The organism is Curtobacterium sp. AB451, from assembly GCF_050585845.1.
Lineage (GTDB): Bacteria > Actinomycetota > Actinomycetes > Actinomycetales > Microbacteriaceae > Curtobacterium.
In genome coordinates this window covers 89,019-102,592 of record NZ_JBOBQG010000008.1, presented here as the reverse complement: position 1 = coordinate 102,592, position 13,574 = coordinate 89,019, and the positions used below count along the sequence as shown (strand labels likewise).

The following is a 13,574-nucleotide window of genomic DNA, read 5'->3' as shown; positions in this document are numbered from 1 at the left end:
GAAACAGTCCGCCCAGCCGAGTCTCGCGCTCCCGCCCGCTCCGGCCGCCGGGCCCGGCGGCCCGCCGGCCCGACCAACCGTTCGCGCGAGGCGACAGTTCACGGGGCTCCGGCCGCGTGAACTGTCGCCCAGCGCGTGAACACGCGACCACGGGCGGACGGGAGGCGCGGGGCGGCCCCGCTCCGCGCCTCCCGTCCGCCCCGACGACCCTCCAGGGCGCGCCGTAGCGCGCCCGCGACGCCCCGCGTGCAACGCCCCGCGCGCAGCGCGCCCGCGACGCCTACGCGTCGATGCGGTCGCGGTCGAGCCCCTCGCCGGCGAGGATGAACTCCTTGCGCGGCGCCACGTCGTTGCCCATGAGCAGCTCGAAGACCTTCGCAGCGCTCTCGGCATCGGGCACGTTCACCCGCCGGAGCGTCCGGTGCGTCCGGTCCATCGTGGTCTCCGCCAGCTGGTCGGCATCCATCTCGCCGAGGCCCTTGTACCGCTGGATCGGCTCCTGGTACTTCTTGCCCTGCTTCTCGAGCTTCTTCAGGACCGCCTGCAGCTCGGCCTCAGAGTACGTGTACAGCGTGTCGTTCGCCTTGCCGCGGTTCACCACGACGACCCGGTGCAGCGGCGGCACCGCGGCGTACACCCGACCCTGCTCGATCATCGGCCGCATGTACCGGAAGAAGAGCGTCAACAGGAGCGTCCGGATGTGTGCGCCGTCGACGTCGGCGTCGGACATGATGATGATCTTGCCGTAGCGGGCCTGGTCGATCTCGAACGTCCGACCGGAGCCGGCGCCGATGACCTGGATGATCGACGCGCACTCGGCGTTCGAGAGCATGTCGGACACCGAGGCCTTCTGGACGTTGAGGATCTTGCCCCGGATCGGCAGCAGCGCCTGGTACTCGCTGTTGCGGGCGAGCTTGGCGGTGCCGAGCGCCGAGTCACCCTCGACGATGAAGAGCTCGGTGCCTTCGGCGTCCTGCTTGCGGCAGTCGGCGAGCTTCGTCGGCAGCGAGGAGTTCTCGAGCGCGTTCTTCCGGCGCTGGGTCTCCTTGTGCGCCCGGGCCGAGATGCGGGTCTTCATCTCGGCGACGACCTTCTCGAGCAGGGTCGCCGCCTGGGTCTTCTCGGTGCGCTGGGTCGACGTGAGGATCTCGGTCAGCCGCTTCGACACGACCTGGTCGACGATCTTGCGCACCGCGGGGGTGCCCAGGACCTCCTTCGTCTGCCCCTCGAACTGCGGTTCCGGCAGCCGGACGGTCAGCACGGCGGTGAGACCGGCGAGCACGTCGTCCTTCTCGAGCTTGTCCTGGCCGACCTTGAGCTTGCGGGCGTTCGCCTCGACCTGGGTGCGCACGGCCTTGACGACACCGGACTCGAACCCGGCCTGGTGCGTCCCGCCCTTGGGCGTCGCGATGATGTTGACGAAGCTGCGGAACACCGTCTCGTAGCCGCTGCCCCAGCGCAAGGCGAGGTCGACCTCGCATTCACGCGACACGGACGTCGACACCATGTGTCCCTTGTCGTCGAGCATGGGGACGGTCTCGGTGAAGGTCCCGGTGCCCTGGATCCGCCAGACGTCGGTCACCGCGGAGTCGACAGCGAGGTGCTCGACGAACTCGCCGATCCCGCCCTCGTACCGGAAGCGCTCGATGACCGGACCCGCTTCGACCTCGGCGCCGGTCGCGACGGCGCGGGCTGCCGCGGCCTCGATCGAGGCGGGCCGTGCGTCGGTGATGGTGATGCCGAGCCCCGGCACGAGGAACGCGGTCTGGCGGGCCCGGCTGACCAGGTCGCTCGTGCTGAACTTGGCGTCCGGGGTGAAGATCTGCCGGTCGGCCCAGTACCGGATGCGCGACCCGGTGACGCCCTTCTTGACCTTCCCGACGACCCGGAGCTCGCTGCCCGAGGTGAACGGGGAGAACGGTGCGTCCGGACCGATGCCCGCCGCGTCGTCGAACGTGCCGGGCTCGCCGCGGTGGAACGACATCGCGTAGGTCTTGCCGCCGCGGTCGACCTCGACGTCGAGCCGCTCCGACAGCGCGTTCACGACCGAGGCACCGACACCGTGCAGCCCACCCGACGCGGCGTACGAGCCGGAGCCGAACTTGCCGCCGGCGTGGAGCTTCGTGAACACGACCTCGACCCCGGTCAGCCCGGTCTTCGGTTCGACGTCGACCGGGATGCCACGAGCGGTGTCGCGGACCTCGACCGAGCCGTCGGGGTGCAGCAGCACGCCGATCTCGTCACCGTGGCCGGCGAGGGCCTCGTCGACCGAGTTGTCGATGATCTCCCAGAGGCAGTGCATGAGGCCGCGGGAGTCGGTCGACCCGATGTACATGCCCGGACGCTTGCGGACCGCCTCGAGCCCTTCGAGGACGGAGAGATGGCGGGCAGAGTAGTCGGAGCTCACCGTCCGATGCTAGCGATCCGCACCGACACCACCGTGCGGACACTCGGACTGGGGACAAGCGATCCGCGCTGAGCGAAATGGGCCCGCGACAATGCACGACTCTCAGGCATCACGTGTTGAAATGGGTGGACCAACCCGCACCCCCTGCGATCCGTGAGGAGCACAGCAATGACCCAGACCGTGCAGGACCTCTCCATCGACGAACTCGGCAGCAACCAGCTCACTGCTGCTGACCGCTGCGACAGCTGCGGCGCGCAGGCGTACATCCGGGCCACCATGGCCAGCGGTGAGCTGTACTTCTGCGCCCACCACGGCGCCGAGTTCAAGGACAAGCTCGCTGCCACCGCCATCGAGTGGCACGACGAGAGCAGCCGACTCTACGAGTCGAAGTAGCGCACGCTGACGCGAGCGCTGAACGGACAGGAGGCGCGGTGCCAGCTGGCACCGCGCCTCCTGTCTGTCTGCGGGTCGCGTCAGGCGATCCGCTTGAACGCCTTGTCGACGTACCGGTCGACCGTCGCTCGCGCTTCGCGCGCGTAGCGGTCGATCGTCGCGGTGCGCTCCGGGTCCGGTGCGTACTCGCGGCCGAGCCGCGCGGTGGCCGCGGCGAGGACGCCGTCGGTCAGCTGCGGGTTCAGCGGCAGGATCGGTCCCTGGGTGTGCGTGCCGAACGAGGTCCCGGCGATGGCACCCTCGACGGGCGAGCCCGCCTGGTTGCCACCCCCGGACACGACCTCGGCGAAGGGCCGGACGCCGGTGCCGAGCTCGATCCGCGTCGCGTGGTCCTCGAAGCCGGCGAGCCGGGTCGAGGCGCCCGACAGCAGCGGGTAGGCCGTGTCGAGCACGAAGTAGTTCACCCGGCGCTCGGCACCGCGGACGGCCCGGGCGTCGAACACGCCGAAGCCGGTCACGCCGGCACCGTCGGTCGGCACGACCTCGTTCGTGGCGAGGTCGAAGCCACCACCGACCGCCACGACGGGCACACCGGCGGTGGCGAACGCACGGAGCGGGGCACCGATCCGGGCGACGTCGTCGCCGAGGGAGCGCATCGCGCTGAGGGGGCCGTTGCCGATCACGACGACGTCCGCCTCGGTCGGGAGGGCGTCGCCGGGGGCGTACTCGAGCACCTCGGTGGCGATGTCGGCGGTCTCGGCACGACGGACGAGGGCCGCGACGTTGCCGCGGTCGCCCGACACACCCATCTGGCGCGGGTAGACGTGCAGGATGGTCAACCGGTCGGCCGTCATGCGGTCTTCTCCATGTCCGGGTGGCCGAGGGCCTTGCGGGCGATCATCATGATCTCGTAGTTGACGATGAAGTTCTTCGTCCCCGAGGTGGTCGCGCCGAGCTGCTCCATGTGGCGGATCGCAGCCTCGACGTCGGGCTCGACGCGACCGATGCGGACACCGGCGTGCTCGAGCGCGATCGCGATCTGCCACGCCTTGTCACCGGACACGACGTCGACGTGGTCGAGCTTCGAGAAGTCGATGTCGTAGATCCACGAGATGTCCGGCGTGCCCTCGTCGATCGCCATGAGCACCTGTTCCGGGTGGTTCGGCAGGGCGTCGAGGTTCAGCTGGAGGCTCGCCGCGTTCTTGAACATCGTGAACTCGGCGGACTCGCCCGCGATCGGGAGTCGCTCGCCACGGCCGTACGCGGGCTTCATCGTGCCGAAGGCCTTCGTGACGGCGTCGGCGCGGAACTGCGTGCCGAGCGCGGCACTCGCCGTCGCGGTGGCCGCAGCGGCGTCGACCGCGTAGTGCAGGCCACGTGCTGGCAGGCGCACCGGGATGTCGGCGCCGTCGAAGCGGATCGTCGCACCGTCACCGGTGTTCACGACGACCTCGGACTCGGCCGGGTTCGGCTCGGCGTCCTGCCGGTCGAAGTCGTCCGCGTTCTGCAGGCCGTTCGGCGCCGCGGCCACGACCTCGGAGCTCGCGCCGAAGCGCAGCACCCGCTGGCCGGTCCGTGCGACGTAGGCGTCGAGGAACTGGTCGTCGCGGTTGGTGATGACGTTCGCGGTGGACAGCGCCGCGGTGTCGAGCATCATGTCGGCGACCCGCTCGGTCTCGAAGAACCGGTAGAGCTGGTCGACCTGGACGTTCAGCATCGTCACGGTGGACGGCGACAGGATCCCGGCGAGCTCGACCGCGAAGGCCTCGTCCACCTCGAGGATGCCGATGTCCGCCTTGAGCTTGCCGGTCAGCGACACCTCGGAGAGGAGCGCCGAGGCGATGCCCTGCGGCAGGTTCGCACCGGACGGGTTCGTGAAGACCCGCAGCCCGTGCGCCCGCACGATGTCGGAGATCATGTGCGTCGTCGTCGACTTGCCGTTCGACCCGAGCACGAAGACGACGCCGTTCGGGAACTGCTTCGTGACGTGCTGGAGGAAGTCCGGCACCAGCTTGAGCACGATGAACCCGGGGTAGGCGGACCCTCCGCCCCGCGCACGGGCGAGGGCGCGGAGGATCCGCCCGACGAGGATCGGGATGACGAAGCGCATCGGCCTACTCGAGGTAGTCGCGCAGCGACTGCGACCGCGACGGGTGGCGGAGCTTCGCCATCGTCTTGGACTCGATCTGGCGGATGCGCTCACGCGTCACGCCGAACGTGTCACCGATCTGGTCGAGGGTCTTCGGCTGCCCGTCACCGAGGCCGAAGCGCATGCGGATGACACCGGCCTCGCGCTCGGACAGGGAGTCGAGCAAGCTCTCGAGCTGCTTCTGCAGCATCGTGAAGCCCACTGCATCGGCCGGCACGACCGCTTCGGTGTCCTCGATCAGGTCGCCGAACTCCGAGTCGCCGTCCTCACCCAGCGGGGTGTGGAGCGAGATCGGCTCGCGGCCGTACTTCTGCACCTCGACGACCTTCTCCGGGGTCATGTCGAGCTCGCGGGCGAGCTCTTCCGGAGTGGGTTCGCGACCGAGGTCCTGCAGCATCTGCCGCTGGACGCGAGCCAGCTTGTTGATGACCTCGACCATGTGGACCGGGATGCGGATCGTGCGGGCCTGGTCCGCCATGGCGCGGGTGATCGCCTGACGGATCCACCAGGTGGCGTACGTCGAGAACTTGAAGCCCTTGGTGTAGTCGAACTTCTCGACCGCACGGATCAGGCCCAGGTTGCCTTCCTGGATGAGGTCGAGGAACTGCATGCCGCGACCGGTGTAGCGCTTGGCGAGCGAGACGACCAGACGGAGGTTCGCGCCGAGCAGGTGCGACTTCGCACGCTGACCGTCACGGGCCACCCAGCGCAGCTCGCGCTCTTCCGGCTTCGACAGCCCGGTCGAGTGCTGCAGCTTGTCCTCGGCGAACAGGCCGGCCTCGATGCGCATCGCGAGCTCGACCTCCTGCTCGGCGTTGAGCAGCGCGACCTTGCCGATCTGCTTGAGGTAGTCCTTCACCGGGTCCGCGGTGGCACCGGTGATGGTCGTGGAGTAGACCGGTGCCTCGTCGTCGTCGGACTGCGAGATCACCAGGGCTCCGGCGGCGACCGCTGCTGCGGCGTCCGGCTTGGTGTCCTTGTCGTCCGTCTCGGTGTCGGCCTCGTCCGTCGCTTCGGCATCGGCCTCGGCGACCGGGGTCTCCTCGTCGATGTCCTCGTCGTCGTCGGACTTCTTCTTCGCCTTGGTGGCGGCCTTCTTCGGTGCGGCCTTCTTGGCGGTGGTCTTGGTGGCGCGCTTCTTCGGCGCGGCCGTCCCCTCGGTCTCGGCGGCGTCCGCCGTCGCACCCTCGGGCGCAGTGTCTTCCGAAGGGGTGTCCTTCGTGGGATCGATCGTCGTGCTCCGGGCAGCCATGCGATCACCTCTCTCGTCGTGCCACGTTCGTGGGGTCGTGGCCTCCCTCGCCGCCCAGGGCTCGCGCCGCGCTCTCACGCGTCATCGGGTCCTACCGTTCCGGGCAGCACTAGGACCCATGTCAAGTCCCCCGGTCTCTGCGGCGCACTTGAGTGCTCCGAGACACAGGAGGCCCGAACGGGTCCGACCTCATTATTGCACGCTCCGCTTCCGCAGGCGTGCAACCAGTGCAACCCAGAGCGGCCCCACCCGTATTCCGTCCTGGGCGTGCAGGACCCGACGCGTGCGACGACGGGCGTGCAGGAGCATCACGACGCCGATCCCGACCACGACGTACTGCACGGTGAGCGCGAGCCGGAAGTTCGTCCAGGCGAAGACGGTCTGCCCCGACGCGGACGACGCCAGGTCGAGGACGGTGCCGATGAGGAACATCATCACGAACGCGGCGAGGAAGCCGCCGACGTTCACCACGCCGTTCGCCGACCCGAGCGACCCGACCGGGTTGAAGGACCGAGCGAAGTCGAACCCGATGAGCGACCCCGGGCCGCCGATCCCCATCACGACGACGAGCACGACCAGCAACCACGTCGGCGGTTGGCCGGGCCACACCAGCACGGCGGTCCACACCACCGCGAGGGACACGACGATGCCGAGCACCAGGTTCGACCGCCGGAGCGGGAACCGGGCGCACAGCACGCCGAGGACCGGACCGACGACGAAGCCGGTGACGACGATGACGGTGAGGAAGCCGGCCGCCTCGGACGGCGAGTACCCGAGCCCGCGCAGCATCGGGACACCCCAGAGCAGCGAGAACACCGTGCCGGAGGACTGGGTCACGTAGTGCGACCAGAACCCGAGCTGCGTGCCCGGGCGACGGAGCGCGTGCCCGAAGGTGTGGAACGCGCCCCGCCAGGTGTGCGGCAGCGGGATCGTGTCCGTGCGGACCGGGACCGGACCGTTCCGCACGAAGACGAAGGCGAGGACGAGCCCGACGGCGCTCGCGGCCGCGGCGACGCCGAACGCCGGGGACCACCCCGCGGTGTGCAGGAGCACGGCGAACGGGAACGCCGACAGGACCTGCCCGACCTGCCCGAGGTTGCCCGTCCACTGCGAGATCTGCGGCAGGATCCGCCCGCTGAACCACATCGGGACCAGGCGGATCACCGAGATGAAGGTCATCGCGTCGCCGGCGCCGACGAGCACCCGCCCCGCGATGGCCGGTCCGATCGTCGGCGACACCGCCACGACGGCCTGGCCGACGACGAGGAGTGCGGCACCCAGCAGCACGAGTCGACGGGGGCCGACCCGGTCGAGGGCGATACCGACCGGGATCTGGAGCCCGGCGTAGACGGCGATCTGCACGACCGCGAGGGTCGACAGCACGGCCGCCGACACCGCGAAGCGGTCCTGCGCGTCGACACCGGACACGCCGAGCGAGGACCGCTGCACGACCGCGAGGACGTACGCGAGCACCGCGACGCCCCACACGAGGAAGGCGCGGCGGGAGTTCACCCGACCAGGCTACCGGGGGCGGCACCGCCGCCAGGACGGGCTGTGGAGAACGTGCCGAGCGGGGCGGACGCGGGTCGCGCCTCCCGTCAGGACGGCCTGGAGGCGCGGGTCGTCCCCGTCGGGCCGGTGCGGCTCAGTCGGTCCCCGCGTCGCCCTCCGGGCGGCGGTCGGCCAGGAAACGCTCGAGTTCCGCGGCGATCGCGTCGGCCGTCGGGACCTGTCCGTCGACGCCGGTGAGCGGCGAGGCGATCGGGTTGCCCTCCATGTACGTGTCGTGCCGTTCCTCGAGCACGCCGACCAGGCGCTGGAGCTCCTCGTTGCCGGCGACCTGCTCGTCGACCCGGGTGCGGAACTCGCGGCCCTCCTCGCGGAGCTCGTCGGACGGGAAGATGAGGCCGGTCGCGGCCGAGATGCCGGAGAACGCCGCGACGGCGGCGTCCGGGAACTCGGTGTCCGACAGGTAGTGCGGCACGAGCAGGACGAGCCCCGTGACCTGCTCCCCGAGCTCGGACAGCCGGTGCTCGACGAGGTGCAGGACGTTCGCCGGCGCCTGGGTCTCGGGCTTCCACACGCTCATCTGCTCGACGAGGTCGGCGCGCGTGCCGGAGACGGTGAGGCTGATCGGGCGGGTGTGCGGGACGGGCATCGGGATCGACTGCACCCACGTCGTGTCCGCGACCTGCAGCCGGGCGGCGAGGTCGGTGACCGCGCGGACGAACCGGTTCCACTGGAAGTCCGGCTCGTAGCCGGAGAGGAACAGGAAGGGCTGGCCGATCTCGTCGCGGACCAGGTGCAGCCGGAGCCGCGGCGGCTCGACGGCGGCGATGTGGTCGTGCTCGAACGTGATCACCGGGCGACGAGCGCGCCAGTCGAGCAGGACGTCCGGGTCGAACTCGGCGACGAGCTCCGTCTCGAGGTCGTCCAGGACCGCGGACGTCACCTGCGCCACGGCCGAACCGGCGTCGGCGAACCCGGTGAGTCCGGCGACCAGGTGCAGCCCCTCGGGGACGGTCGGTGCGTCCTCGGCGAAGGTGTAGAGCTCCTCGGGGTGGTTCACCGTCCCCATGCTAGGCGGGGCGCGGCACTCCCCCGGTGCGGCTCGACCACGCCGACAGCGAACACCTGCTGGATAGGGTTGTCGCATGGTCCGACCGACGCTCTCCACCGACTCCTCCGCTCCCGCCTCGATCTCCGCCGACGTCCTCGTGGTCGGTGTCCGACCGGGCACCGACGGCGCACCCGCGACCATCGCGCCGCCCGCCACGACGCCGTTCTCGGCGCTCGACGACATCGACCTCGCGGCCATCGGCGCCACCGGCGCGAAGGACCAGCTCGTCCGCATCCCGGCCGTCGGCGTCGACGCGCAGGGCATCGCGCTCATCGGCCTCGGCGCTGCGACCGACGCCGCCGCCGTCCGTGCGGCGGCCGGCAGCGCCGTCCGCCAGCTCCCGCTCGTCTCCTCGATCGCCCTCGCGCTGCCGACCGACACGGCCGAGCTCGTCGACGCCGCGCTCGAGGGCGCCGCGCTCGGCGCCTACTCCTTCACGCGCCACAAGGGCACCGGGACGACCGGCCCGACCCGCGGCGACCAGCAGGTGACCGTGCTCGCGCCGTCCGCCGCGGCCGACGCGACCGTCCGCCCGGCGATCGTCGCCGACGCCGCCACCCTGGTGCGCGACCTCGTGAACACCGCCGCCGGCGACCTCGGCCCCGCCGACGTCGCCGACGTCGCCCGCGCCCAGGCGGACGGTCTCCCGCTCACCGTCGAGGTGCTCGACGAGAGCGCGCTCGAGGAGCAGGGCTTCGGCGGCATCCTCGGCGTCGGACGCGGCTCGGAGCGCCCGCCGCGCCTCGTCGTCGTCCGCTACGCGCCGGAGTCCGCCACCAAGCACCTCGCCCTCGTGGGCAAGGGCATCACGTTCGACTCGGGCGGCCTCTCGCTGAAGCCCGCCGCCTCGATGCTCGGCATGAAGACCGACATGACCGGCGCCGCCACCGTCCTGGCCGCGACCGTCGCGGCCGCGCGGCTCGGACTCGACGTCCGCGTGACCGCGTGGCTGTGCCTCGCCGAGAACATGCCCTCGGGCTCCGCGACCCGGCCGGGCGACGTCCTCACGCTGAAGAACGGCAAGACCGTCGAGGTCACGAACACCGACGCCGAGGGCCGCCTGGTCCTCGGTGACGGCATGGCCGCGGCGTCGCTCGAGCACCCGGACGCCATCGTCGACGTCGCGACGCTGACCGGCGCGCAGGTCGTCGCGCTCGGCGACCGCACGACCGGGCTCATGGGCAGCGACGACCTCGTCGCGCAGGTCCGCGCCGTCGCCGGAGCCGTGGGCGAGCCGATCTGGCCGATGCCGCTGCCCGAGGAGCTCGACGCCCGACTCGCCAGCGACGTCGCCGACATGGTGAACGCCACGGTCGGCAACCCGGCGGGCGGCATGCTGCTCGCGGGCAAGTTCCTCGAGCGCTTCGTCGGCGAGGGCATCCCGTGGGCGCACCTCGACATCGCCGGTCCGTCCGAGCACAAGGGCGGCGGCTACGGGTGGCTCGGCAAGGGTGCGACGGGGGTCATGGTCCGGACGCTCATCTCGCTCGCAGAAGAGCTCCAGGCCAAGTAGTAGGTTTGACTCCGGCGGGGCAGTGCGCTCGGCGTGCCCCCGCCGGAACCAACGGGACGGGACCGGAACCATGCGGTCCGACCGTCGGACGCCGCCGCCGCGGTGTCCAGTGGGGTCCGATCGGCCCCGACACGCACGAGGGAGTTGCACCAGGTGACGGAACAGACTTACGACGTCGTGGTCCTCGGTGGCGGCAGTGGTGGGTACGCCGCTGCGCTCCGGGCCGCCGAGCTCGGGATGAGCGTCGCGCTCATCGAGGGAGACAAGCTCGGAGGGACGTGTCTGCACCGCGGCTGCATCCCGACGAAGGCGCTGCTGCACGCGGCCGAGGTCGCCGACGCGACGCGTGACGCCGAGAAGTACGGCGTCGTCGCCGAGTTCGCCGGCGTCGAGGTCCCGAAGGTCATCGAGTACCAGCAGGGCATCATCACCTCCAAGTACAAGGGTCTGCAGGGCCTCATCAAGGCGCGCGGGATCACCGTCGTCGAGGGTTGGGGCCGCCTCACCTCGCAGAACACCGTGCAGGTCGGCGACCAGACGGTCACCGGCAAGAACGTCGTGCTCGCGACCGGGTCGTACTCGAAGTCGCTTCCCGGCCTCGAGATCGGTGGTCGCGTGATCACCTCCGAGACCGCCCTGCGCATGGACTACGTGCCGAACAAGGTCGTCATCCTCGGTGGTGGCGTCATCGGCGTCGAGTTCGCCAGCGTCTGGAAGTCCTTCGGTGCCGAGGTGACCATCGTCGAGGGTCTCCCCCACCTCGTCCCCGCCGAGGACGAGTCGATGTCGAAGCAGCTCGAGCGCGCGTTCCGCAAGCGCGGCATCGAGTTCTCGCTGGGTGTCCGGTTCCAGGGCGTCGAGCAGCACGAGAACGGCGTCGTCGTGACGCTCGAGGACGGCAAGACGTTCGACGGCGACATCCTGCTCGTCGCGGTCGGCCGTGGCCCCGTCACGCAGAACGTCGGCTACGACGAGGTCGGCGTCGCGATGGACCGCGGGTTCGTCACCACGAACGAGCGCCTCGCCACGAACCTCCCGAACGTGTACGCCGTCGGCGACATCGTGCCGGGCCTGCAGCTGGCCCACCGTGGCTTCCAGCAGGGCATCTTCGTCGCCGAGGAGATCGCCGGGCTCAACCCGGTCGTCATCGAGGACAAGAACATCCCGAAGATCACCTACTCCGACCCCGAGGTCGCGTCGGTCGGTCTCTCGCAGGCCAAGGCCGAGGAACAGTACGGTTCCGACAAGGTCGACTCCTACGAGTACAACCTCGCCGGCAACGGCAAGAGCCACATCATCGGCACGTCCGGTTCGGTCAAGGTCGTCCGCGTGGTCGACGGTCCGGTCGTCGGCGTCAGCATGATCGGTGCGCGGGTCGGCGAGCTCATCGGCGAGGCACAGCTCGCCGTCAACTGGGAGGCCTACCCGGAGGACGTCGCGCCGCTCGTCCACGCGCACCCGACCCAGAACGAAGCGCTCGGCGAGGCGTTCCTGCACCTCGCGGGCAAGCCGCTGCACGCCCTGTGAACACCATGACCACCACCACGAACCACCCCTGCGAAGAGGAGTCCACCCGATGAGCGAATCCGTCAACCTCCCGGCGCTCGGCGAGAGCGTCACCGAGGGCACGGTGACCCGATGGCTGAAGAACGTCGGTGACCGGGTCGAGGTCGACGAGCCGCTGCTCGAGGTCTCGACCGACAAGGTCGACACCGAGATCCCGTCGCCGATCGCCGGCGTCGTGGAGGAGATCCTCGTGCAGGAGGACGAGACCGTCGAGGTCGGCACCGCGCTCGTGAAGATCGGTGACGGCTCCTCCGACGGTGGTTCCTCCGACGGTGGCTCCACGGAGTCGGACGAGTCCTCGAACGAGGCCGCCGCCGCCGAGGAGCCCGAGGTCGCGCCGAGCACCGAGCAGGAGTCCGAGACCCCCGCCCCGGAGCCGACCGAGCCCGAGCCCACCCCCGCCGGCCAGACGCAGCCCGCCGCGCCCCAGGCGCCGTCGGCTCCGCCCGCCGCCGCCCCGGTCCCCCAGGCCGCTCCGGTGCCGCCGCCCGCCGCCGCCCCGCCGGCAGCGGTCCCGGCTCCGGCTGCCGCCCCCGCACCGGCCGCTGCGCCGGCCGCGTCCGGTGGCTCGACCGCCAGCGCCTCGGTGCCGAACCCGAGCCAGGACGCCTCGGCCTCCGGCTACGTCACGCCGCTCGTGCGCAAGCTCGCGAACGAGCAGGGCGTCGACCTCTCGACGGTGACCGGCTCCGGTGTCGGTGGCCGCATCCGCAAGGAAGACGTGCTCGCCGCCGCTGAGGCCGCCACCAAGGCCCCGGCCGCCGGTGGTTCCGCCGCTGCTGCCCCCGCCGGTCCCTTCGTCGCCGAGGTGTCGCCGCTGCGCGGCACCCGCGAGAAGATGACCCGCCTCCGCAAGGTCGTCGCCGAGCGTGCCGTGCAGTCGATGACCTCGACCGCGCAGCTCACCAGCGTCGTCGAGGTGGACGTCACGAAGGTCGCGCAGTTCCGTGACGCGCACAAGGCCGAGTTCCTCGAGAAGACCGGTTCGAAGCTCTCCTTCATGCCGTTCTTCGCCCTCGCTGCGTCCGAGGCGCTGAAGGCCCACCCGAAGATCAACTCGACGGTGGAGGGCGAGGAGATCGTCTACCCCGAGACCGAGAACGTCTCCATCGCCGTCGACACCGAGCGCGGCCTGCTCACGCCGGTGATCAAGGACGCTGCGTCGCTGAACCTGGCGCAGTTCTCCCAGTCGATCGCCGACCTCGCCGAGCGCACCCGCAACAACCAGCTCAAGCCGGACGAGCTCGCGGGTGGCACGTTCACGCTGACCAACACCGGTTCGCGTGGCGCGCTGTTCGACACCCCCGTGGTGTTCCTGCCGCAGTCGGCGATCCTCGGCACGGGCATCGTGACGAAGCGTCCGGCGGTCGTGAAGGTCGACGGCCAGGAGGCGATCGCGATCCGTTCGTTCGTCTACCTCGCGCTGTCGTACGACCACCGGATCATCGACGGTGCGGACGCCTCGCGCTACCTCGTCGCGGTGAAGAACCGCCTCGAGGAGGGCAACTTCGGCCCGAACCTCGGGTACTGAGCCCGGCGCTCGTCGAAGCCAGGACGGCCCCGATCCCTCGTGGATCGGGGCCGTTCCCCGTTCCGGGCACGGCGTGCTCGTGGTGGTGTATCTGGGTGACGGTGCCCCGCTGGGGGTGCCGGTCGGTCGGACGCACGGTCGGT

Annotated in this window: 10 protein-coding genes; 4 read left to right on the top strand and 6 right to left on the bottom strand. The window is 70.7% G+C overall.

Features of this window, described 5'->3' with window-relative positions; all coding sequences use genetic code 11:
- Nucleotides 1–280: 280 nt before the first annotated feature.
- Entirely contained in the window at nucleotides 281–2,407 is a 2,127-nt protein-coding gene (locus tag ACQXVK_RS16055; protein ID WP_430854238.1) for a DNA gyrase/topoisomerase IV subunit B, read from the bottom strand.
- Nucleotides 2,408–2,575: 168 nt separating this feature from the next.
- Between ACQXVK_RS16055 and ACQXVK_RS16050 the strand changes: the two genes are divergently transcribed.
- Nucleotides 2,576–2,800 carry a DUF7455 domain-containing protein gene (locus tag ACQXVK_RS16050; protein ID WP_144713499.1) on the top strand — a complete coding sequence of 75 codons (225 nt, stop codon included), beginning with the start codon at nucleotides 2,576–2,578 and terminating at the stop codon, nucleotides 2,798–2,800.
- 80 nt (nucleotides 2,801–2,880) lie between these two features.
- On the opposite strand, the gene ACQXVK_RS16045 is transcribed toward ACQXVK_RS16050, so the two are convergent.
- The 5 genes from ACQXVK_RS16045 to ACQXVK_RS16025 form a co-directional block, all read right to left on the bottom strand.
- Complete coding sequence (locus tag ACQXVK_RS16045) at nucleotides 2,881–3,654, bottom strand: type 1 glutamine amidotransferase (RefSeq protein ID WP_430854237.1); 774 nt, start codon at nucleotides 3,652–3,654, stop codon at nucleotides 2,881–2,883.
- The gene (locus ACQXVK_RS16040) at nucleotides 3,651–4,910 is read right to left on the bottom strand and encodes a MurT ligase domain-containing protein (protein ID WP_430854236.1); all 1,260 of its coding nucleotides are present in this window, start codon (nucleotides 4,908–4,910) and stop codon (nucleotides 3,651–3,653) included. Before ACQXVK_RS16040 ends, ACQXVK_RS16045 begins: the two co-directional genes overlap by 4 nt.
- 4 nt (nucleotides 4,911–4,914) lie before the next feature.
- Complete coding sequence (locus ACQXVK_RS16035) at nucleotides 4,915–6,201, bottom strand: RNA polymerase sigma factor (RefSeq protein ID WP_430854235.1); 1,287 nt, start codon at nucleotides 6,199–6,201, stop codon at nucleotides 4,915–4,917.
- 192 nt (nucleotides 6,202–6,393) lie between these two features.
- Nucleotides 6,394–7,713 (bottom strand): MFS transporter, encoded by a 1,320-nt coding sequence (locus ACQXVK_RS16030; protein WP_416396211.1) that lies wholly within the window; start codon nucleotides 7,711–7,713, stop codon nucleotides 6,394–6,396.
- Between the two features lie 133 nt (nucleotides 7,714–7,846).
- A complete protein-coding gene (locus tag ACQXVK_RS16025; protein ID WP_402262488.1) occupies nucleotides 7,847–8,779 on the bottom strand; it encodes a proteasome assembly chaperone family protein in 933 nt (310 codons plus the stop codon).
- A gap of 76 nt (nucleotides 8,780–8,855) precedes the next feature.
- Here ACQXVK_RS16025 and ACQXVK_RS16020 point away from each other — a divergent pair, with 76 nt between their 5' ends.
- The 3 genes from ACQXVK_RS16020 to sucB all read left to right on the top strand — a co-directional run bounded on the left by ACQXVK_RS16020 (nucleotide 8,856) and on the right by sucB (nucleotide 13,431).
- The gene (locus ACQXVK_RS16020; protein ID WP_430854234.1) at nucleotides 8,856–10,334 is read left to right on the top strand and encodes a leucyl aminopeptidase; all 1,479 of its coding nucleotides are present in this window, start codon (nucleotides 8,856–8,858) and stop codon (nucleotides 10,332–10,334) included.
- A gap of 153 nt (nucleotides 10,335–10,487) precedes the next feature.
- A complete protein-coding gene (lpdA, locus tag ACQXVK_RS16015; protein ID WP_430854233.1) occupies nucleotides 10,488–11,861 on the top strand; it encodes a dihydrolipoyl dehydrogenase in 1,374 nt (457 codons plus the stop codon).
- Between the two features lie 49 nt (nucleotides 11,862–11,910).
- A complete protein-coding gene (sucB, locus tag ACQXVK_RS16010) occupies nucleotides 11,911–13,431 on the top strand; it encodes a 2-oxoglutarate dehydrogenase, E2 component, dihydrolipoamide succinyltransferase (RefSeq protein ID WP_430854232.1) in 1,521 nt (506 codons plus the stop codon).
- The last annotated feature ends 143 nt before the right edge of the window (nucleotides 13,432–13,574 follow it).